The sequence below is a fragment of the Nitrospirota bacterium genome (genome assembly GCA_020846775.1).
GTDB lineage: Bacteria > Nitrospirota > 9FT-COMBO-42-15 > HDB-SIOI813 > HDB-SIOI813 > RBG-16-43-11.
Genome location: JADLDG010000016.1, coordinates 16,604 through 38,027, shown reverse-complemented (window position 1 = coordinate 38,027; position 21,424 = coordinate 16,604). Strand labels below are relative to the sequence as shown.

At 43.2% G+C, this 21,424-nt stretch carries 17 protein-coding genes; 9 read left to right on the top strand and 8 right to left on the bottom strand.

What is annotated here, in order from left to right:
• The 3 genes from IT392_01800 to IT392_01790 all read right to left on the bottom strand — a co-directional run.
• Positions 1 to 818: glutamate racemase (locus IT392_01800; GenBank protein ID MCC6543219.1), on the bottom strand; the 818-nt coding region annotated here is incomplete at its 3' end.
• A gap of 55 nt (positions 819 to 873) precedes the next feature.
• Positions 874 to 1,986: an MltA domain-containing protein gene (locus IT392_01795; GenBank protein MCC6543218.1), complete on the bottom strand. Its 1,113-nt coding sequence runs from the start codon at positions 1,984 to 1,986 to the stop codon at positions 874 to 876.
• Positions 1,987 to 2,014: 28 nt separating this feature from the next.
• Positions 2,015 to 2,818, bottom strand: a complete 804-nt coding sequence (locus IT392_01790) for a phosphatase PAP2 family protein (GenBank protein ID MCC6543217.1) — start codon at positions 2,816 to 2,818, stop codon at positions 2,015 to 2,017.
• A 95-nt stretch (positions 2,819 to 2,913) separates the two neighbouring features.
• On the opposite strand from IT392_01790, the gene IT392_01785 reads away from it, so the two are divergent.
• The gene (locus tag IT392_01785) at positions 2,914 to 4,287 is read left to right on the top strand and encodes an MFS transporter (protein MCC6543216.1); all 1,374 of its coding nucleotides are present in this window, start codon (positions 2,914 to 2,916) and stop codon (positions 4,285 to 4,287) included.
• Positions 4,288 to 4,330: 43 nt separating this feature from the next.
• Here IT392_01785 and IT392_01780 read toward each other — a convergent pair whose 3' ends face one another.
• Positions 4,331 to 4,657: a hypothetical protein gene (locus IT392_01780; protein MCC6543215.1), complete on the bottom strand. Its 327-nt coding sequence runs from the start codon at positions 4,655 to 4,657 to the stop codon at positions 4,331 to 4,333.
• A 227-nt stretch (positions 4,658 to 4,884) separates the two neighbouring features.
• On the bottom strand, positions 4,885 to 6,051 hold the full coding sequence (locus IT392_01775; GenBank protein ID MCC6543214.1) for a transglycosylase SLT domain-containing protein: 1,167 nt from the start codon (positions 6,049 to 6,051) through the stop codon (positions 4,885 to 4,887).
• Between the two features lie 92 nt (positions 6,052 to 6,143).
• On the opposite strand from IT392_01775, the gene IT392_01770 reads away from it, so the two are divergent.
• The 4 genes from IT392_01770 (at position 6,144) to larE (ending at position 10,787) form a co-directional block, all read left to right on the top strand.
• Positions 6,144 to 7,136 (top strand): hypothetical protein, encoded by a 993-nt coding sequence (locus tag IT392_01770; protein ID MCC6543213.1) that lies wholly within the window; start codon positions 6,144 to 6,146, stop codon positions 7,134 to 7,136.
• Between the two features lie 158 nt (positions 7,137 to 7,294).
• A complete protein-coding gene (locus IT392_01765; protein MCC6543212.1) occupies positions 7,295 to 8,581 on the top strand; it encodes an insulinase family protein in 1,287 nt (428 codons plus the stop codon).
• A 17-nt stretch (positions 8,582 to 8,598) separates the two neighbouring features.
• A complete protein-coding gene (locus tag IT392_01760; GenBank protein ID MCC6543211.1) occupies positions 8,599 to 9,951 on the top strand; it encodes an insulinase family protein in 1,353 nt (450 codons plus the stop codon).
• A gap of 68 nt (positions 9,952 to 10,019) precedes the next feature.
• Positions 10,020 to 10,787 carry an ATP-dependent sacrificial sulfur transferase LarE gene (gene larE / locus IT392_01755; protein ID MCC6543210.1) on the top strand — a complete coding sequence of 256 codons (768 nt, stop codon included), beginning with the start codon at positions 10,020 to 10,022 and terminating at the stop codon, positions 10,785 to 10,787.
• 126 nt (positions 10,788 to 10,913) lie between these two features.
• Here the strand turns inward: larE and bamD are convergent, their stop codons facing one another.
• Positions 10,914 to 11,615 (bottom strand): outer membrane protein assembly factor BamD, encoded by a 702-nt coding sequence (gene bamD / locus IT392_01750; protein MCC6543209.1) that lies wholly within the window; start codon positions 11,613 to 11,615, stop codon positions 10,914 to 10,916.
• Between the two features lie 110 nt (positions 11,616 to 11,725).
• Here bamD and IT392_01745 point away from each other — a divergent pair, with 110 nt between their 5' ends.
• The 4 genes from IT392_01745 (at position 11,726) to IT392_01730 (ending at position 17,459) form a co-directional block, all read left to right on the top strand.
• Positions 11,726 to 12,724 (top strand): ketoacyl-ACP synthase III, encoded by a 999-nt coding sequence (locus tag IT392_01745; GenBank protein ID MCC6543208.1) that lies wholly within the window; start codon positions 11,726 to 11,728, stop codon positions 12,722 to 12,724.
• Positions 12,725 to 12,801: 77 nt separating this feature from the next.
• Positions 12,802 to 13,197, top strand: a complete 396-nt coding sequence (locus IT392_01740) for a PaaI family thioesterase (GenBank protein ID MCC6543207.1) — start codon at positions 12,802 to 12,804, stop codon at positions 13,195 to 13,197.
• Positions 13,198 to 13,289: 92 nt separating this feature from the next.
• Entirely contained in the window at positions 13,290 to 16,949 is a 3,660-nt protein-coding gene (gene smc / locus IT392_01735) for a chromosome segregation protein SMC (protein MCC6543206.1), read from the top strand.
• Positions 16,950 to 17,000: 51 nt separating this feature from the next.
• Entirely contained in the window at positions 17,001 to 17,459 is a 459-nt protein-coding gene (locus IT392_01730; GenBank protein ID MCC6543205.1) for a YaiI/YqxD family protein, read from the top strand.
• A 29-nt stretch (positions 17,460 to 17,488) separates the two neighbouring features.
• Here IT392_01730 and IT392_01725 read toward each other — a convergent pair whose 3' ends face one another.
• Both IT392_01725 and secA read right to left on the bottom strand, forming a co-directional pair.
• Positions 17,489 to 18,565 (bottom strand): sensor domain-containing diguanylate cyclase, encoded by a 1,077-nt coding sequence (locus tag IT392_01725; GenBank protein MCC6543204.1) that lies wholly within the window; start codon positions 18,563 to 18,565, stop codon positions 17,489 to 17,491.
• A gap of 66 nt (positions 18,566 to 18,631) precedes the next feature.
• A complete protein-coding gene (gene secA / locus IT392_01720; protein ID MCC6543203.1) occupies positions 18,632 to 21,400 on the bottom strand; it encodes a preprotein translocase subunit SecA in 2,769 nt (922 codons plus the stop codon).
• Between the last annotated feature and the right edge of the window lie 24 nt (positions 21,401 to 21,424).

Below are 21,424 nucleotides of genomic sequence, written 5' to 3'. Positions count from 1 at the left end.
TTCCCTATCCTCTCCCCAAGAAACCTGCTCCCCTGCTCTTCAAAGCGGCGGGGGACGTCGGTAACAAAATATCTCCTGACAGGGGCATTCACTTCCGTGTCTTTCCTGTCTGATCTGTCGGGGACAGAATTGAGTTCTGTTCCCCATAACCTGTTCAATACCTCTTTTACCTCATTAGCCGTCTCTTCAGCAGAATCAATTAGCCTGACACTATCCCCCATTACCTTCTGTATGATCCCCTTCAGAAGCGGGTAATGAGTACACCCCAACACAAGCGTGTCTATACCCTTGCCTTTAAGTACTCCAAGATAGCGTTCTGTAACACTAAGTGTAATGGCATCATCTATCCACCCTTCTTCTACAAGCGGCACAAACAAAGGACATGACTGTCCAAAAGTCTCAATGTCAGCATTTATCTCCCTGATGGCCTTGGTATATGCACTACTGCTTACGGTCGTTTCAGTCCCAATAATACCAACCTTGCCGCTTTTCGTCGCCCGGTATGCAGCACGGGCCCCTGCTTCAATCACTCCTATGATTGGTATCGAAAATTGTTTCCGTAGTTCACTGAGGCTTACAGCTGAAGCGGTATTGCAGGCAACAACAAGAAGCTTTATATTGTACTTCAATAGAAAACGGGTATTTTCAATTGAGTACTTGACTACAGTCTCTTCAGACTTTGTTCCATAGGGCAATCGGGCTGTATCTCCCAGGTACAGGGTGTCCTCGTACGGCAAAGTGGTGATAATCTCTTTGAGGACGGTAAGCCCGCCAATACCTGAGTCAAATACACCTATAGGGCCTTTGTTGTTCGTCATGGTGAGGATTATGCTATTCTAATTAAGTGTTTGAGTCAAGCAGATGTCGTGGTTCTTATTTTTGCAGTATGAAGTACAACTCTCCACGTTCTTTCATTGAGCCTGCAGAGAATTCGGCGTCAGTACCTGCTCCCCAGAACAGGTCTACCCGGCCCGGACCCTTTATTGCCCCCCCCTCGTCCTGATTCAGTACGAAACGATTAACCGGTTCCCATTTGAGAACTTTGCCGGACTGATCAACAACCGGGGCTGTAGTCTTAATGAAAGATAGACCTCCCCTTGGAAAGAGGGACGGGTCAGTGGCTATAGAATGGCCCGGGGTCAGAAGTACATGGATGCTTCCCTTTGCCCCTTCATTATCAAGCTTAAAAAATATGTATCTTGGATTCTGATACAGTATCTCTGACATATGCTCCGGATGTTCCCAGAGGTACTTCTTTAATCCAATTATATTTGCTTCACCTGGTTTTAAAAGGCGGAGCTCTAACATAAGCTTTCCTATGCTCGTATATGAATGGCCATTGTTGCCAGCATAGTGAACCCCTATTTTAGAACCATCAGGCAACCTTATTGTTCCGGAACCCTGTATATGGAGAAAATATGCCTCAACCGGATCAGAAAGCCATGCAATCTCAAGGCCCCTACCATATAAAACCTTTTCCCCATCTATGTCGATACGTGAAAAATAGGGGGAGTCTTTTTTAAGGTCATCCGGCGGGCGATAGAGCGGGTAGCGATATTTATCTGACGGATGAAGGCTCCCCTCTACCTCAGGGACATAATAGCCTGTAAATGTCACATTACCAGTACCATTTTCTCCGGATGCCTTATACCATTCAAACATATAATCCATGAGCAGTTCTATCATTTCATTGGACTCAGCGGTGTCAATAATCTGGAGGAGGGTCTTTTGTGTATTCTCAACTTCCTTTGCGCGGACTATCTTCCCGCCGTAGTCAAATTCTGTCTCAGGATCTATTCTATGCAGAAATGAAAGATTTGTTATGATAGCCTCACGCAGGGCCTTTCTGTCAATGTTGCCATATGCATGTGGGGGGTCAACGTATACAAGGGAATAGTTGCTGGCTGATGATGGCTGATTAGCCTGACTGACCGCGCAGCTGGTAGTTAAAATTACCAGTAACAATAGAATAAATATTTTTCGCATTAAGATATTATGTCCTCCGAATCAGTCATCAGAATGCTATTGTAAGACTAAGACCGGTACCATCTATGTCGGTTGCAGGACCTATTATAACATTTTTATGGAATTTTCTATTATATCTCACAATGGTCTTACCAACTATAGTACCGATCAAGGCCCCGGCTACAACATCTGATGCGAAATGTGCCTCCTGCTCAACCCTGGCTAATCCGACGCCACCCGCTATCCCGTAAGATATCGTGCCTATCCACCACTCATCATAATGTTCTGCTATTACCGATGCAAGAGAGAATGCCTGTGTCGTATGACCGGACGGAAAAGAGTGATGACCGCCAAAAGGTTGAAATTTATATGTCCCCTCGTTATCCCTGGGTCGGCTCCGGCCTGCTATAACCTTAAGAGATGTTGTAATAATTCCTGCACTGACAAGACTGGCAACAGCGGCATCCACAGCCGTATCCTTCGCCTTGAAATTGTCGAACACTGTACCCCCGAGATAGAATGCCGCCATTATACCAAATGATGGGGCAGATCCAAACTCCTCAACCACTTTTGCAATGTTACTTGTTGTTTTACTCCTGTTGCGCTGTATTCCATCATAGATTTCATCATCCAACAGGAGGATGGAACTGATCCCTGCTGTATATAGGGAAAAATCCCTCCAGGCCTTTGCGTCCCATTGTACAGGTCCCGATAATACATAAATAGTATCCTTTATAAGCAGACCGCCGAAATTGTCGGTGGAATCAGAAGCTTTCACATCTGCCAATACGGTCTCGGGATGAATGAATGGATACCATAACGATAAGGTGAATGCTGCGAGAAAAATCCACATTTTCACCATAGCCAAACTTACCATAATTTTTGATGAAAGAAAAGAAAATCTTCCCTGATTGACAGAAAGGTGATTTTAGGCAAAACTTTCTCTTGATGGCTAAAAAAACCTATTCAAAAAGTCTGACTTATGCAATCAAAGACGGTATTTATTTTGCCATTATGGGGGGTGCCGGAGAAAGCTATATAAGTGCATTCGCGATTTACCTGAAATTGTCCAATTCCCAGATTGGATTGCTTGCATCAATACCTCAGCTCCTTGGTGCGTTTATGCAGCTGTTCTCTGTAAGCCTGCTAAACAGGATTAAGGACAGGATGCCCATTATCATTTATGGTGTTGTAGCACAGGCCCTATCATGGATACCGCTGTTAATCCTCCCGATGTTTTTTAAACCCTATGCTTCGATCCTACTCATAATAAGTGTTACTGCATATTACATATTCGGAAACCTGTCGACCCCTCCATGGAACAGCCTGATGGGTGACATTGTACCTGAATCTAACCGCGGGGCATACTTTGGATATCGCAACAGGATAATGAGCATGTACAGCTTGGGCGCTATTGCACTTGGAGGTTTACTGCTTCATGGCACTGAAAAAGCCGGCAATCCATGGATTGGTTTTTCGATACTCTTTGTCTCAGCTGTGGTTGCGCGCCTCTTATCAGCTTATTCATTGTCTAAGATGGAGAACCCTTATTATCATATAGACGAAAGGGATGATTTCAGTCTGATAGAGTTTTTTTCAGGTTTCAGGCATTCGACCTTTGTTCGCTTCGTAATTTACACCGGACTTATGCATTTCTCTGTCATGCTGGCAGGTCCTTTCTTTGCTGTCTATATGCTTAGAGACCTCAAATTCTCTTATCTCCAGTTTATGATTGCCGTTTCAGTGGTTGTACTTATGCAATACTTTACGCTTCATAACTGGGGAAAATTTGGTGATAGATTCGGTAACAGAAAGGTATTAGAGATTACAGGTTTTACGCTCCCGATAGTTCCGGTTCTTTGGCTTTTCTCAGACAACTTCTATTTCATCCTGGTTATACAGATGCTGGCTGGACTCACATGGGCGGGATTCAACCTAAGCATGGCAAATTTCATATATGATGCCATCCCTTCACCAAAGCGTGCAAAATGTGTTGCTATCTTTAACATTTTAAATGCCTGCGGTATATTCTTAGGAGGCTTTTTAGGTGGATGGTTGTCAGGCTATCTCCCCGGCTCGATTTCAATATTTGATATCAGGATAAATATAATATCGAATCTTCAATGGCTTTTTCTTCTCTCAGGGATTTCAAGACTAATAATGTCTCTAATCTTTCTACCAACTATTATGGAAATACGGGAGGTTGAGGCGATTACGTTTAAAGAGCTTATTATTCGAGTTTCATCAATAAGACCGTTGTCAGGTCTAAAGTTCGATCTTTTTACAGGCAGGGATAAGAAAAACCATAGAAATGATGAATGACGCTGAAAAAGGGTGCATATCTTCAGCGTCACCTTTTAAAGACTCACTTGACGGCAGGAGGAGTTTGTTTTTTTATGACAATCTTATTGTCAGGATACTCAATTAATAACATATCATCAGATAACTTCTCACTCCTCACGGCTCCTTCAATTTTTGTTTCAGTCTTAACAGGCTGGTACTTTTCCACTACCTTCTTTAATGTCTTGTTGGCGTGGTCAAGAATATCTATAACAGCATTAAGGGCATGCTGCAACTCTGTGACGGCAGACTTCCAGTCTTGTCTTGCCATATAATAATTAAACTTCGCGAGGTGCAATTCCATAGCTATTTTTGATGTCTGCGGGTCACGCATTTTATGTCCGTCTTCCATGATCGTCTCCTTTGCTGTTCAATGATGTAGAATCTCTGTTCACACGTGCCAAGCTATTATTTTGCAATATTCGTGCAAAATGTATATAAACGAATATTAGCTGTAAAATCAATAGGATGTGGGTACTATAGCTGATTTGCAGGAGATTGGGTGACTATTTTTTCTACAATAAGTAGTTCGTGTAGAAGTTTTATACGATAATGAACCACGACACACATATTATCGAGTTAAAGGGTGATGTCAGGAGAGATATTGGAAGGTGTTACAAGTCTTGCTATATTACTGGAATATGAAAGCCTTACTGGAACAAGAAGGGTTTTACCAGCTATAATACGGCTTCTCTTTTTAAGTTTATTTGCATCTCTGATAGCAGAAACCGTGGTTTGAAATTTCTTTGCAATATAATATACACTGTCGCCTTTTCTTATCTTGTATTCGTTATATACGACCCTTTCAGCAGGCAGGAGACCATCAAAATTATCCAGGAAAACAGTACCAATACCCCTTGGAAGGCGTAAAATATAAGTAGGTTCGCTCATAGGAGTTGTATTACCCCTCAATTCCGGATTAATAGAGCGTACTAAATCAGTGCTGATGCCTGACCGTTCTGTAATAGTGCTTACGTCCATTCCGGCTGGAACCTCCAAAAAGTCGTATTGAAAAGCAGGGACTTCCATGAAGGTGAAACCGAAGGACTCCGGGTTCCTCGCAATTATCATTGCTGCCATAAATTTTGGTATATAGTTTCTCGTTTCAGCTGCTAATGCCTTGCTCTGCCCTATCTCCCAGAATGTAGATGAACTGCTGTCATCAAGTACTCTCTTTATTTTTCCACTTCCTGCATTATATGATGCCAATGCGAGCGGCCATGAACCGAACGTTTCATATAAATCCTTAAGATGCCGAGCCGCCGCCCTTGTGGACTTGACAGGGTCTCTGCGCTCATCAATCCAGCTATTTACCTCGAGTCCGTAATGTGCCCCTGTAGTAGCCATGAACTGCCACATGCCTGTTGCCTTTGCACTCGAACGGGCATTAACATTGAACCCGCTCTCGATCAATGGAAGAAAGGCGAGGTCTTCCGGCAAGCCCTCTTCCCTCAATATTTTCTTGATGAGAAGCATATGCGGTATGGACTGATCAAGCCACTTCTGGAATAAATCACGCTTGGATGTTGTGAAAGATTTCAGGTATAAAGCTGTCTTTTCCAATATGTATTGCGGCATATCTCCGGATGAAGCAATATGTTCGCTGTTAAATATAGAATCGTTCAGGTATGCGGATATTGAAAAAGGGTCCTCAGCCCTCGCTTCATTATTTCCCGCAACAGCAATGATGAGAACTGTCCATATCAGCACTATACTGCCGGCTAATAGCGATTTAAAGGTTTTCATGAGATGGTTATTATAATAACAAGGGACTCAAATTGCAACTTTATAATAAATTGGGGAGGTAATGGCATAAATATTGCGGTGCAAGTCTATGTATGGATAAAAACAGCATTGAAAATTATACTACTTCATTTTTTGAGTTTAATTTTGTTGACCGCAGAAAAAGTTCATTCAGTAACAGGATAAGAAGGAGTATTAACAGTTACTGGCTGGTCCCCGTTTTTGTGCTTTACCTGGAGCTGTTAACGGTCTTAATTCCGCCGATTGATTCCCCGTTAAAAAACATTGAAGAGAGAAATCTTTATTTTTTAAAGGGCACCGCAGTTATGTACAACCTGGTGTCAACAGATTTCCCCTATGCCCTGATAGGGCATTTTAAAGAAGTTGCAATAGTAAAAAAATATTTGTTGGGTATAGGTCAGGTACCATCTCAAGACATAGCGATAGCATTAACGAATAAGAGTGAAGTTCAACAGTTATACAGCAGGATCATTGCATCAAAGGCTTACCTCAACACAGAAGTTGGTGGTATAGTGACGATATCATATGATAAGGATAACCCCAGGCTTCATCTTTATGAGATACCATCTATAAACAAGTCTTTCTCAGACAGACTCAAGGCAACCGCCGAATCGTCGGTAAGTGAATTCCTCGCTCTTTTACAGGAAGAAGAAAGCATAGGGATTCTTACCAGGGTTGAAGTTGACAGTGAGATTACAAAAAGGTTGATTGAAGTGCTGTCTACGGATTCAATCAGTTACCCCATAAAAGACAAACTCATAAAAGATTTTATCAGGACTTATGACCTCTACTCGCAGTTAAAGTATGTCCTTTCTCCCATAGTCTTTAAATCTTTTCTTGGTTCAACCAGGATTGAGGGAGAATATATTGGCCTCTTTCATTTTCATAACGACTACATGGAACCACCATCTGAAATTGATATGGCAAACAGCTATTCAGACAGGCAGATAATATTTACCCTTTCTGATGATGGAATTATACTCTACGATGCGGTAAGAGGTACGGCCCGCACTTATCAAGCAGACCTCTGGACAAATGCATCTATCTTACTGCCTCACCACATTTGAGAAAACGGCGACAGGTAAATCCCGCTTATTTTTGTGTCAATCAGTTTTCGCTTAGTGATAATGAACATTACCTGGTGAATGGCTTTCACATCCTTGACACCCGATGCAGGTGTCTGTAATATGGAGGTGTGTCAGGAATCATAACAATAGCAATAACAATACTGTTATTACTTTCAGGTCCAGCAATTGGCTCAGAAATAAGAGAGCACTATCTACCGAATGGTCTCAAGATTGTCACTGTAGAGGACCACAAATCCCCGGTCGTAACAGTTCAAATCTGGTACAAGGTTGGTTCCCGCAACGAGGTCACGGGTAAGACTGGTTTATCACATATGCTTGAGCATATGATGTTCAAGGGCACGACTAAATATGGAAAAGGCGAGTACTCCGCTATAGTGGCAAGAAACGGAGGCAACGAGAATGCCTTTACAAGCCAGGATTATACCGCCTATTTTCAGAATATATCGAGCGACAGGTATGAGATATCCCTGGATCTGGAATCTGACCGTATGACAAACCTCCTGATTGACCAGGGTGAGTTCATGCTGGAGCGTGATGTTGTTAAAGAGGAAAGAAGGCTCCGCACTGAAGATGACCCTGTTTCATCGTTGATTGAAGAGCTATATGCCGATGCCTTTCAGATACATCCTTATCATTCACCCGTAATTGGATGGATGACAGACCTGAACAATCTTACGAGGGAAGACCTTTACGATCATTATAAGGAATATTACAGACCTGACAACGCCACCATTGTTGTTGTAGGGGATATACAATCGGATGAATTAGTCAAAAAGATAGAACACTATTTTGGCGGCATTCCGAGAGGTGCCCATCCTGTTCCTGAAGTAAAAATTACTGAGAGTGAACAAAAGGGGGAGAGGCGGTTTCTCTATAAGCGTGAGGCGCAACTACCCTATGTCATTTATGGATACCATGCCCCTAATTATAAAGAAATGGATCACTATGCGCTTGATCTGTTGAGTAAAATATTGTCGGGGGGTAAGAGTTCAAGACTGTATCAGAACCTGGTTTATTCAAAACAGATAGCGCTTGCTGCCGGCGGTGGTTATACACCTATACAGACCGACCCGGAACTATTCTATTTTTATGCACAACTTAAACCCGGCAGTACAACAGAAGAGGCTGAGACAGCGTTAAATGAAGAAATCGAGCGGATAAAAAGAGAGCCTGTCTCAGCGAGAGAGTTTCAGAAGGCAAGAAACCAGATAGAGGCATCGTTCATTATGGGACAGGACTCGGTTTTCTACCAGGCAATGCTGATAGGTCAGCTTGAAACTACAGGTGCGGGGGCAAGGTATCTGGAAGGCTATATTGACGAAATCAGGAAGGTTACACCAGAGGATATAATGCGGGTTGCACAGAAGTATTTTATTGAGGATAACAGGACGGTTGGCATACTTGTGCCATTGCCGCAGGAATGAGAGGGTTAGTTTTAAGGATGAGATTAAGCGATACAAAGCATAGTGTATGGAAAATTTCTGTCGTTCTTACAATATTATTCTTGTGGGTCTCGACATCCCTTGCCTCTCCCGGTATTGAGCCAAAGAGGGTTGTCTTAAAAAATGGCATCACCCTTCTCTTTGTAGAAACTCACGCCCTTCCCATGGTCAACATATCAGTAGCCATAAGGGCAGGTGCAGTATATGACCCGCAGGAAAAGGGTGGGGTTGCCAGCCTTACAGCAGCATTGCTTGATGAGGGAACCAGGGGCAGATCGTCAAGGCAGATTGCAGAAGAGATTGATTTTATAGGCGGCAGACTATCATCGTCCGGCGGTGAAGACATTTCCACAGCTTCATTGGTTGTACTAAAAAAGGATCTGGCTACGGGTATGGATTTGTTGTCTGACATCCTGCTGAACCCGGTATTTCCGGAAGAAGAGCTGGAGAGAAAGAAAAAAGAGACAATAGCCGCGATTATATCGGAAAAGGATGATCCCGGGGCAGTTGCATCCAAGGCGTTCTACAAGGCCGTGTTCCAGGGGCACCCATACGGCATGCCGGTTGAAGGTGATGAGGAATCTGTCAGCAGGATTACACGGGATGACATAATAAATTTTTATCAGAAATTTTATAAACCCAATAACACTATTATTGCAGTTACAGGTGATCTCAAGTATAAGGAGGCTCTTTCTCTCATTGAGACATCATTCAAACAATGGAAAAAGTCTAAGTTGAAATTACCTGAAGTTCCTTCAGTTAAGAAAGTCATGAAGAGTGATTCTATACTTATTGACCGGAATATAACACAGGCTAATATAGTCTTAGGCCATACAGGTATTTCAAGAGACAATCCGGATTATTATGCAGTAACGCTGATGAACTACATACTTGGCGGCGGGGGTTTTGAGTCGCGCATGACCAGGGATATCAGGGATAAGAAGGGGCTTGCGTATTCAGTATACAGCCGCTTTGACGTAAATAAGTATTCCGGGGCCTTTTCAGTAGAGCTACAGACAAAGAACGAAACTGCGAGGGAGGCTATAGCAGGGATCAGGGAAGAGTTGAAAAAGATCAGAGAAGAAAAGGTTAAAGATGATGAATTAAAGGATGCAAAGGCATATCTCACCGGGAGCTTTCCACTGAGACTGGATACGAACTCTAAGATATCGAACTTTTTAGTCCTGGTTGAGTTCTATAACCTTGGGCTTGACTATGTGAATGAATATGCAAGGAAAATAGATAGCGTAACTAAAGATGATATACTGAGGGTAGCCAGGAAGTATATTGATGCAGACAACTACATAACAGTTGTAGTAGGCAAACAGGAAAAAACAGGATTGCAGCCGTGAATAACCAGCCTCATCCCGAACCCCATGTCCGGGATCAATATCTTAAACTCAAAGATATTATAGAAGCGATGGGATCTCTTGTAGTCGCTTTTTCCGGAGGGATTGACAGCTCTCTTATAGCAAAAATTGCTTATGACTCCCTTGGCTGTAAGGCGGTCGCTGTAACAGCCACGTCACCTACCTACCCGTCCTATGAAATAGAAGATGCCAGGCTGATAGCGTTTTCCATAGGTATCAGGCACATCCTTATAGAATCCAATGAATTAGAGATTGCTGATTTTTCAAAAAACAATGCTGACCGTTGTTATCATTGCAAGATGGAGTTGTTTGATAAACTGAAGACTATAGCTAATGAGTTACATATTGACCATATAGCCTGCGGGACTACTATTGACGATCTGTCAGATTACCGGCCGGGAACAGAGGCTGCCAGGGAACTCGGGGTACGGAGTCCCATTGTAGAGGCAGGACTTACAAAAGCAATGGTCCGGGAAATAAGCAAGATGCTTGGACTCGCTAACTGGGATAAACCCTCCTTTGCCTGTCTTTCTTCAAGGTTTCCTTATGGTACAGAGATTACAGAAGATAGATTAGAGCAGGTTGGTATGTGTGAGACATTTCTGCGTCAGCTTGGTTTTAAACAATTCCGCGTCCGGTACCATGGAGAGGTGGCACGCGTCGAGTTATCTGTTTATGAGTTAAATCAGTTCATGGAAGACCTCTCGTTGAGAGATAAGATTGTAAAGAAGTTCAAAGAATTCGGATTTACCTATGTTACACTTGATCTTGAGGGATACCGAACCGGCAGCATGAATGAAGGGATACGAACGTCATAAATGTCTTTCTACGGCGTTGGACTCCTCAGGAAATCCTCAACGTACTTAAAAGTACGCCTGCGGTTCCCTTCGTCGTCCGCCTTGTAGAAAGCCATTTCTGACGTTCTAATTATGCTTAGTAATTTATTATTGTAAATTGCTGGTCAGTTTGGCGAGCAGTTGCGAGGCATCTTCCTTATACTTGCCCTCAGGATAGAGAGTCAGAAGGTGCTGTAGGGTTTCTTTAGCCTTGTCCTCTTTGCTTGAAGACCTGTATGCGATTCCAAGATTGTATAGTGTTTTTTCAGCAACCGATGTGTCTTTATAATCTGTCAGGATATTATTAAATCTTACGATGGCCGCCAGGTAATCTTCCTTGTGAAGATAAAAGCTGCCAATGTAGAATTCCCGCTCTGCTAATTTGTCCCGGCATATCCTGATTTTTTCCATACCGTCATTAGTGTAATCACTGTCAGGGTAGACCTTTACAACAGTATCAAACGCACTCAGTGCTTTTTGAACAGGTTCTATGTTTCTGTCTATTGACTTGATCTGTTTGAAGTATGAAAGTCCTATCCTATACTGGGAATAAGCGGCTGACTTATGAATAGGATGCAGCTCGAGAAAGCGTTTGTATTCCTGAATGGCCCCAGGGTAATCCTTTTCCGAAAAAAGCTTATCAGCCTTCTTTATGAGTGCATCTGCATCGTACAGCTCTTTAAGACTATCAGTAAGACTATCCGCTTTAGATAGGGTATCGGTCTTGTTGCTTCCAGCACAACCGGTGAAAAGCAGGGAGGCTGACAAGAAGATGACTGTGGATGATACTGCGAATAAGTTTCTTCTCATAATTACTTTGTACATTATTAACAGAAATTTGATAGAATAGCAAGAAGTTTTTTTCTAAAGCCATTCTAAAGCGGCGGTGGATACCAACAAGAAGGAGGCGCTATTTTCGAGTGAAAAAAGCATACATCATAGGAACAGGCTCGTATTTGCCTGATAAAATAGTAACGAACAAAGAACTGGAAGGCCTTACAGGTCTGACCCCGCATGAAATAGAAAGACGGACAGGTATCCTGGAACGCAGGAGGGCTGATAAAGACGAGGCAACCTCAGACCTGGCAACTCAGGCTGCCTTGTCAGCAATTAAATCTGCCGGGGTATCTGTGGAGGATGTGGGACTTATAGTTCTTTCTACAACATCCCAGGATATGTTCATGCCGTCTACTGCCTGCATAGTGCAAAAGAACATAGGCGCTAAAAGAGCGGCGGCATTTGATATAAATGCATCCTGTTCCGGATTCTTATATTCCATGAACATAGCTGAGATGTTTATAAGAAGCGGACAGACAGATATTGCACTTGTTATCGCCGCAGAGGTGAAATCAAGATTCGTTGACCCAAAAGATAAAGAGACCTCCATATTGTTCGGTGACGGTGCCGGCGCTATAATACTCAGCAGTGAGAAGAAAGAAAAAGAAGGAATGAGGGCGGAGATCCTCAATATCTGGCTTTACGCCGATGGTACCAACTGGGAGTGGATACATCTCCCTGCAGGGGGGTCAAGAATGCCTGCAGCCTCTGATACAATTTCATCGGGTCTCCACAACATGAAAATGGACGGCAGCAAGGTCTACAGAAAGGCCATAAAGACATTGGAGGGATTGTTAATAGATACGCTTAAGAGATGCGGCCTCACTATTTCTGACATAGACACCTTCATATTTCATCAGGCAAACCGCAGGATTATTAAACAGGTAATATCACGACTCTGCATCCCGGAAGATAAGGTCCCTGTGACGATTACATATACGGGAAACACCTCATCAGCCTCCATTCCAATAACACTTGATCAAATGGTAAAAGAGGGGAGAATAAAAAAAGGCGATACCGTCTTAATGGCCTCCTTTGGAGGCGGGCTTACATGGGGGTCGGCAATTATAAATTTGATGTAGAGTTTTATTCATGCAGGCTGCTATTCAATTATATTTCGGTCAAATTTTATTTGAAAGGTGTGCCAGGAATTACGATTATGAACCTCAGTGACAATAACAGATGCTTTGGCTGCGGAAAGGAGAATCCACTTGGCCTTAAGATCTCTTTTACATTGGACAGGGAGAAGAAGGCGATCAAGGGTGAGTTTACTCCCGGGCCGGAGCACCAGGGGTATCAGGGGATAACGCATGGCGGAATTATTGCCACACTCCTGGATGAGGCTATGGGGAGGCTTTTTTTTGAGCTTGGGACCTATGCTGTTACAGCATGGATGGAGGTTCGATTCACGGCTCCGCTTGCTATAGGGCAGAAGGTCTTTGTGTCTGCAAAGGTAACAAAAGAAAGAAAGAAGTTCTTCGAGGCTGTTGCAGAGGTTATTGACAGCAACGGCTCCACTATCGCAAATGCAAGCGGTAAGCTTATGATGGTTTAATCTACTCTATCTTGTACTAGCTGGAATCCCAAACCCATAACATTGTATTTTTCCCTTTACATTGAAAATAGCTTGTGGTATAAATTTGTCACATGCGTCTGAAGAAATTAGAAATCTTCGGCTTCAAGACCTTCCCTGAAAAGACTACCATTCATTTTCAACCCGGGATAACGTGTATCGTTGGCCCTAATGGGTGCGGCAAGAGTAATGTCGTTGATTCCATCCTCTGGGTTATGGGTGAGCAAAGCACCAAGACCCTAAGAGGGGAGAAGATGGAAGATGTCATATTTTTCGGAAGTGAGTCGAGGAAAACCATCGGTCTGGCAGAGGTCACCCTTACAATAGGTGATATTCGGGGCGAACTCCCATCCCAGTATTCAGAATATTCTGAGATCGAGATTACGAGAAGGTTATTCCGCTCCGGTGAGAGCGAGTATCTTATCAATAAAGTACACTGCCGTCTGAAAGACATCAGGGATATCCTCATTGATGCAGGTATTGGGTTCAAGGGCCATACTGTTATAGAACAGGGCAGGGTCGAGAGGATACTTACCTCAACACCTGAGGACCGGAGGGCTATCATTGAAGATACCGCCGGAATCATGAAATATAAGTTCAGAAAGACTGAGGCGCTGAGGAAATTAGAGTCTACTCAACAAAATCTTCTAAGGGTGAGGGACATCATTTCAGAGGTTAAGAGGCAGATCAATTCCCTCGACAGACAGGTTAGAAAGGCTAAAGACTATCAGGAACTTGCAGGGAGTATCAAGGAGCGTGATGTAGCCCTTTCAGTTGCAAAGTTCACTGACCTTGGTAACAATTTGAATGATCTGAAAAGCCGGGAAGAAGCACTCAATAATGAAGAGTTGCAGGCACTGTCCGAGTTTACAAGGATAGAAGCAGATGGAGAGGAGACGAGGACTACCATTATTGAAGAGGACAAGCATCTGGCTTCTATGAGGCAAGCTCTCCACGATGTTGAAAAAGAGATCGGTGGAAATGAAAACAGACTTATCCTCAATGAAAATCAGATGACCCATCAGAAGGGTGAAGTTGAACGTATATCATCTGAGGTAGTTAAACTAAAGGAAGACATTTCGACACTTACCCTGTCCCTCGAGGCTTTCAATATTGAAAGAGACATAGTTGAAGAGTTCCTATCCAACGGTGAAGTGTCTGTTGTCGAAGAGGAACTAAGATATGAGGCTGCAAGCAGGGAATTTCATAACCTGCAGGAAGCGATTGAAAATGCTCGTAAAACCTTATTTGGTATAGTAACTAATATAACAGGGGCAAGAAACAAGGAAGTCTCCTTACAATCAAGGGCCTCTGAGCTGGCAAGATTAAAGGACCGGATAATTTCAGAGAGGGATAACAGTCTGAGCGCTATATCAGATGTCAGGATCAGGATAGGCTCAACGGATGAGATTAGAAATACCACCAGGAATGAACTGAATGAAAAACAGCATCTCCTGAAATCTCTGTCCGAAAAGCTTGTTTCGTTGGAAAACGTAATACGGGAGTTGACAGACAGCCTTCACTCAAAAAAGGAGCTCCTTCACAGGAGTGAGGCACGCTATCACTCCCTTGAGGAAATGGAAAAAAACCTTGTTGGTTATCAGGAGGGGGTACGGTCGCTTTTCCTATCCAGGGCAAAAAATGAGATTAATGTTGAAGGCATCCGCGGAATCGTTGCCGACTTTTTTGAAGTAACAGGAACAGAGGGTTTCTCTGCAGAAAAGGTAATTGAGACAGTCCTTGGTGACCGTCTTCAGAATGTTGTTGTAACTGATCACGGGGACACTAAAAAGGCTATTGAATTTCTAAAGACAAAGAGTGCAGGTCGTTCTTCATTTATCCCATTAACTCCTCGTGTAAACAGGGATATTGGCATAAACGGGGACAGCGCCCATTTATTCACAGAAAAAATGGGAATGGGTGTGATAGGACCGGCCCTGAATTTTGTAACTTGTAAGGATGAATACAAGACGCTCGCTGAATACCTCCTTTCTGATGTCATAATAGTAGAAAGTCTGGACACAGCCTTATCTTTATGGAATGAGGATAGTTATGGGTTTACATTTGCTACTATTGATGGCGAAATTGTTGAACCAGGGGGACGTATTGCCGGTGGCATCACAACAGGTAAATCGCAGGGATTAATAGAAAAGAGAAAAGAACTTAGAACCCTGAAGGCTGAGGTAGTGAAGGTGACTCAGGAGGTATCAGCAATTGATGTTGACCTGGAGAGGGTAAAGAAAGAAACTATCGCAGTAAAACTACAGATTGAAGAATTCAATAGCCAGGTGCGTCAGGCAGAGCTTGCGCTTGTTAATAAAGAGAAAGACCTTGAGGCGCTCAGGGATGAGGAGACAAGGCGCGAGTTCCAGATTGAAACATTATCTGCAGAAGAAAGAGAAATAGATACTGAGGTTGTCACATTAACAGAAGAGCTAAAAAAGTTCGAAGGTGATATTCACTCCCTGATTTCAGAGCAACTTTCTATAGAACAAAATATACAGGAACTTATAGAAACTCAGAGGCTGGGACGCGAAAAGTGGGAAGAGGCTCAGAGGGCAGTTACGGTTAAAAAATTAGAGCTTGCCACACAAAAAGAAAAGAAGGAGTCTCTATCGCTGCGCATAATAGAGATTGAGAGGCGCATTCAGGAGGCGGATGGACTGATAGAAGAAAAGGAAGACGATATACTGAAAATAAAACAGCGTATTGAAGAATTTATAATTCAAAAAACAGCTGTTGAAGCAGCCATTAGGGAGTTGTGGCTCAATAAAGAGGCGCTTTCTACAGAGGTAACCGGTAAGGAACAGGATAGAAGCAGTCATGAGGATAAACTGAGGTTATTGGAAGATGCTATTAAGGAAAGACGCCGGAAGATCGAGGGATTAAAGGGTTCACTTAATCAGATTGAACTGCAGAAAACAGAGTTGAGATTACAAATGGGGTACCTGAAAGATTCTCTATACACAGCCTACCAGATAGAATTGGAAGGGGAGGTTGATAATCCGGCACACAAGGAAATTCTCATAAATGCAAATATGGAGACACTGTCTGCAGAAGTTTCGGCACAAAAAGAAAAATTAAACAGGATGGGACCGGTTAACCTCGCATCCATTGAAGAATATCAGGAATTGAGTCAAAGATATGAGTTTCTGACGACACAGGAAAGTGACCTCACACAGGCATGTAATACACTGCACGAAACAATCTCGAAAATCAACAAGACTACCAAAGAAATGTTTATTAATACATTCCATGTCATTAACGAGAAGTTCCAGCAAATGTTCCAGATGTTCTTCCAGGGGGGTACTTCAAGGCTTGTGCTTACTGATGAAAGTAACGTGCTTGAGTCAGGTATAGAGATTATTGCCCAGCCTCCCGGTAAAAGGGTAAGTCAGTTGGCGCTGCTATCAGGGGGAGAAAAGGCACTTACAGCCATGTCGCTTCTCTTTGCAACATTCCTTGCCCGCCCAACCCCTTTCTGTGTACTTGATGAAATTGATGCGCCTCTGGATGAGACCAATACCGAGCGTTATATTCGTACACTGCGCGAAATGATGAGTTTCTCACAGTTTGTAGTCATTACGCACAATAAACGTACCATGGAAGGCTCTGACATGCTCTACGGGGTAACCATGGAGGAACCTGGTGTCTCAAAGCTGATCTCCGTTAATCTTACAAAGAGGGAAGAGATAGTCGAAGATCCAGCTGAAATGCTGTTACAGTCCGCCTAACCAGTTAATAGTTGAGATAAATCTTTCCCGGGTCCCCGGGGAGAAATGAACATGAAGATATGGATTGATGCAGATGCCTGCCCACGGATAATTAAGGAGATTATATTACGTGCGTCAGTGCGTCTTGATATTCCGGTCTGCATGGTGGCAAACCAGGACCTGTCAAAATCCAATTCAGACCTGGTAACCTGTGTTATGGTTGCCGGCGGATTTGATGCAGCGGACGACTATATCATAAAGAATGCCTCGCCAGAGGACCTCGTGATTACTGCTGATATTCCCATGGCTTCACGAGTCGTAGCCAATGGAGGGTTAGCCCTCGACCCGCGGGGTGATATATATACAGAGGATAATGTTGGTGATCGTCTCTCTATGCGTAACTTGATGCAGGAACTCCGGGCTGGCGGGATAGTCAGAGGTGGACCTGCGCAGTTAAGTCTACGGGACCGTCAGAGGTTTGCCTCTGCTCTTGACCGCCTCCTGATTAGAATGTCTAAAGATAAGTGCTGACGGCAGTTATAGGGATCTCAAACGTTTCCTTACCTTAAGGCAGGGTCTGATGCAACTACGACGCGATTTCTTCCCAGTTCCTTTGCAGCATACATGGCCTGGTCAGCTATTTTCAACAGCTCAGTTTCATTTCCGGCATGATCTGGATAACCGGCAACACCAAAGCTTGCAGTGATCCTTAGGGACAATCCATCTTCAGTGAGAAACAAATGATTCTTCATGTCATTGTGAATCCTTGTCGCTATCCTGTAGGCCATTTCAACCGGGGTATGCGGTAAAACAATTACAAACTCATCTCCTCCATAACGCGATACTATGTCTACATCCCTGAGACTGCTTACTAACATCCGCGCCACCTCAATAAGGGTCTTACTACCTATAAGATGACCATGTTTGTCATTAACCAGCTTAAAAGTGTCAATGTCCAAAAAAATTATTGAAAAATTTGAGTTATACCTTCTGCACCGTTTAACTTCAGTGTCAAGTACTCTGTACAAGTGTCTGAGGTTAAATAATTTCGTCAGGTCGTCTGTAATAGCAAGATTGGCCATCTTATGATAAAGGTTGGCACCCTCTATAGCCATAGATGCCTGGTCAGCAAACTTCATCATAAGTTCCTGTTCATTCTTTGTGAATACCCTCCCATTTACCTTGTTTACAAGCTCGAGTACTCCTATCGTTTTTTTCTTGCTTATGATTGGTACACAAAGAACGTCCTTTGGAGCTAATCCTTTAATATCCCTGAAGTATTTACTGCACCTTTTGTCATTCAGCACATTTTTTATGATTACAGGTTTACCCCGTTCAGCCACAATACCAGCTACCCCTTCTCCAATCTTTAATCTTACATCTTTAAGCTCTCCAGGGAGGTAACTCCCTTTTGTCATAGAACAATAGATTTCATCCATTTTGTCATCTATCAGCAGAAGTGACCATGCCTCTACAGAGACTATTTTGCGCACATTGCCCATTATAATATCGGTTACCTTATTGAGTTCGAGGGTAGAGGTAAGTAACTTTCCCACATTGATAAAGAAGGCAAGTTCCTTCTTTACCTGTTTTAGGGTAGCTCTTAATTTCTTATTTTCTCGTTTTAAATCTTTCATGTTCCTACCGGGTTCGGGTTGTATACGAGCAAATAAATATCGGCAGAACAATAAAATTCTATTAGGCTATGCCCCGTGACATTTCTTGAACTTTTTACCACTGCCACATGTACAGGGGTCATTTCTTCCCACCTTTTCACCTTTATGTACAGTGGTAGACTGAGGTGGGGGTATTCCGCGGCTGAGCTGCATCCTTTGAGGCCTCATTACCAGGGATGGACTAATTGCTGCAGGTCGTACCTGGGTCGGTTGAGGCGGTTGGTTCATCTGCTGCGGTTGACTTTGAGTTTGTTCATTTGGCTGGTGATGCTGAGATTGTTGTTGTACATGAGGTTGATGATGTTTATGATCATGATGAACCGGCTCCGGTTGTCTTACAATCTGGATTTTGAATACCCGTTCAACCGCGTCGGCCTTTATTCTGTTAATCATGTCATTAAACATATCAAAACCTTCACGTTTATATTCTATAAGGGGATCTTTCTGTCCATACCCTCTAAGCCCGATTCCTTCTTTAAGGTGGTCCATGGAAAGAAGGTGATCCTTCCAGTGAGTATCTACAACCTGTAGAAGTACCACCTTCTCAACCTGCCTCATTACCTCATTGGAAAATTCTGACTCTTTATCAGCATATTCCTTGCGTAACTTTTCCAATAATATGTCTTTAAGTCCTTCAATACCGGTATGGAGAAAATCAATCTCACTATCATTTATCTCAAGGGCGAATTGTCTCGTAAGCGCATCTTTGAGACCTTTTATGTCCCACTCTTCAGGATAGATGTCTTTCCCGCAATAAGTTGCCAGGAATTCATCAACGAGGTCTTCTATCATGTCAAATACAATATCAGTAAGCCCTTCTCCCTGAAGGATCTGTCTCCGCTGGCTGTAAATAACGGTCCTCTGCTGATTCATAACATCGTCATACTCAATCAGGTGTTTTCGTATGTCAAAGTTATGGGATTCAACCTTTTTCTGTGCATTTTCTATCGCCTTTGAAACCATCCTGTGTTCTATGGGGGTCCCCTCTTCCATTCCAAGCCTGTTCATAAGTCCTGCAATCTTGTCAGATCCGAATATCCGCATCAGGTCATCTTCGAGGGCAAGATAAAAGCGGGAGGAGCCCGGGTCACCCTGACGGCCTGACCTTCCGCGAAGCTGATTGTCAATACGCCTTGCCTCATGTCTTTCTGAACCAATTATATGGAGTCCGCCAGCTGCAATGACATCTTCCTTTTCCTTGTCGCACTCTAACTTAAATCTATTAACAATCCTGTCATGTTCTTCAGGAGCTAAATCCGGTTTTCCGGCAAACTCTCTTTTTGCAAGGAACTCAGGATTTCCGCCAAGCAGGATGTCAGTACCACGGCCAGCCATGTTAGTAGCTATTGTTACAGCACCCTTCCTTCCTGCCTGCGCAACTATCTCTGCCTCCATCTCATGGAATTTAGCATTCAGAACCGTGTGTTTAATCCCCTTTTTCTTTAAGAGGTCTGACAGCTTCTCAGAGTTTTCGATTGAAACCGTTCCAACCAGTACAGGTTGTCCCCGTTTATTTCTTTCAGTTATTTCATCAGCAACTGCATTAAACTTTTCCCGTTCAGTCTTGTAGACCTGATCTGCATTATCAATACGGATCATAGGTTTGTTCGGGGGTATTACCACGACATCAAGATTATAAATGCTTTGAAATTCTGCAGCCTCTGTGTCTGCCGTACCTGTCATGCCGGCTAATTTATTGTACAGTCTGAAATAGTTCTGGAAAGTAATAGAGGCAAGGGTCTGGTTTTCCTGAGCAATGGTTACATTTTCTTTTGCCTCTAACGCCTGATGCAGTCCATCGCTATAGCGGCGCCCCGGCATTAATCTACCAGTAAATTCATCAACAATAAGAACCTCGCCATCTTTTACAACATAATCCACGTCCCGCTTGAATATGATGTGAGCCTTAAGGCCCATAACCACATGATGAACCATATCCATGTTTGATATGTCGTATAGGTTGCTCAGACCAAGCAGCTGCTCAACCTTTGCATTACCATCTTCAGTTAACGCTACTGTACGGGTCTTTTCTTCAACTGTATAATCAGTTTCCTTTTTCAAGTGAGGAATTATCTTGTTTATCTTGTAATATTTGTCTGTTGATTCTTCAGTAGAGCCGGATATAATCAGCGGGGTCCGTGCCTCATCAATCAAAATGCTGTCCACCTCATCTACTATGGCATAATTAAGCTCCCTCTGAACAAAAGTGGATGCATCAAACTTCATATTATCCCTGAGATAGTCAAAACCAAACTCATTGTTCGTCCCATATACAACATCACTTCCATACGACACCTGCCGCTCTCTGTCGTTTAAGCCATGCAGAATAACCCCGACTGAAAGTCCAAGAAACTTGTATATCTGACCCATCCACTGGCTGTCGCGCCTTGCCAGGTAATCGTTTACTGTTACGACGTGTACCCCCAGTCCCGGAAGGGCGTTGAGATATACAGGCAGAGTTGCAACCAGTGTTTTTCCTTCACCTGTTTTCATCTCAGCAATCTTGCCTTCATGCAGGATCATTCCACCTATAAGCTGGACATCATAGTGCCTCAAGCCTATAGTCCTTTTGGATGCCTCGCGGACTACGGCAAAGGCCTCAGGCAGGATGTCATCAAGGGTCTTACCTGCAGACAAGGCGGAGCGAAACTCTTCGGTTTTTTGTCTTAATGCCGTGTTAGTCAGAGAAGAGATTGAAGGCTCAAGGGCATTTATACGGTCTACTGTTTCATCAAGTCGCTTTATTTCCCGTTCATTCTTCGTGCCTATTATCTTTTTAAAGAAATTGCCTATCATAAGTATTGATTATACCCCCTCTAA

Coding starts and splice junctions, on each gene's coding strand:
- IT392_01795 (MCC6543218.1), bottom strand. CDS start 1,986: ATGCGAAAAATATTTATTCTATTGTTACTGGTAATTTTAACTACCAGC.
- IT392_01790 (MCC6543217.1), bottom strand. CDS start 2,818: ATGTGGATTTTTCTCGCAGCATTCACCTTATCGTTATGGTATCCATTC.
- IT392_01785 (MCC6543216.1), top strand. CDS start 2,914: ATGGCTAAAAAAACCTATTCAAAAAGTCTGACTTATGCAATCAAAGAC.
- IT392_01780 (MCC6543215.1), bottom strand. CDS start 4,657: ATGGAAGACGGACATAAAATGCGTGACCCGCAGACATCAAAAATAGCT.
- IT392_01775 (MCC6543214.1), bottom strand. CDS start 6,051: ATGAAAACCTTTAAATCGCTATTAGCCGGCAGTATAGTGCTGATATGG.
- IT392_01770 (MCC6543213.1), top strand. CDS start 6,144: ATGGATAAAAACAGCATTGAAAATTATACTACTTCATTTTTTGAGTTT.
- IT392_01760 (MCC6543211.1), top strand. CDS start 8,599: ATGAGATTAAGCGATACAAAGCATAGTGTATGGAAAATTTCTGTCGTT.
- larE (MCC6543210.1), top strand. CDS start 10,020: ATGGGATCTCTTGTAGTCGCTTTTTCCGGAGGGATTGACAGCTCTCTT.
- bamD (MCC6543209.1), bottom strand. CDS start 11,615: ATGAGAAGAAACTTATTCGCAGTATCATCCACAGTCATCTTCTTGTCA.
- IT392_01740 (MCC6543207.1), top strand. CDS start 12,802: ATGAACCTCAGTGACAATAACAGATGCTTTGGCTGCGGAAAGGAGAAT.
- smc (MCC6543206.1), top strand. CDS start 13,290: ATGCGTCTGAAGAAATTAGAAATCTTCGGCTTCAAGACCTTCCCTGAA.
- IT392_01730 (MCC6543205.1), top strand. CDS start 17,001: ATGAAGATATGGATTGATGCAGATGCCTGCCCACGGATAATTAAGGAG.
- IT392_01725 (MCC6543204.1), bottom strand. CDS start 18,565: ATGAAAGATTTAAAACGAGAAAATAAGAAATTAAGAGCTACCCTAAAA.
- secA (MCC6543203.1), bottom strand. CDS start 21,400: ATGATAGGCAATTTCTTTAAAAAGATAATAGGCACGAAGAATGAACGG.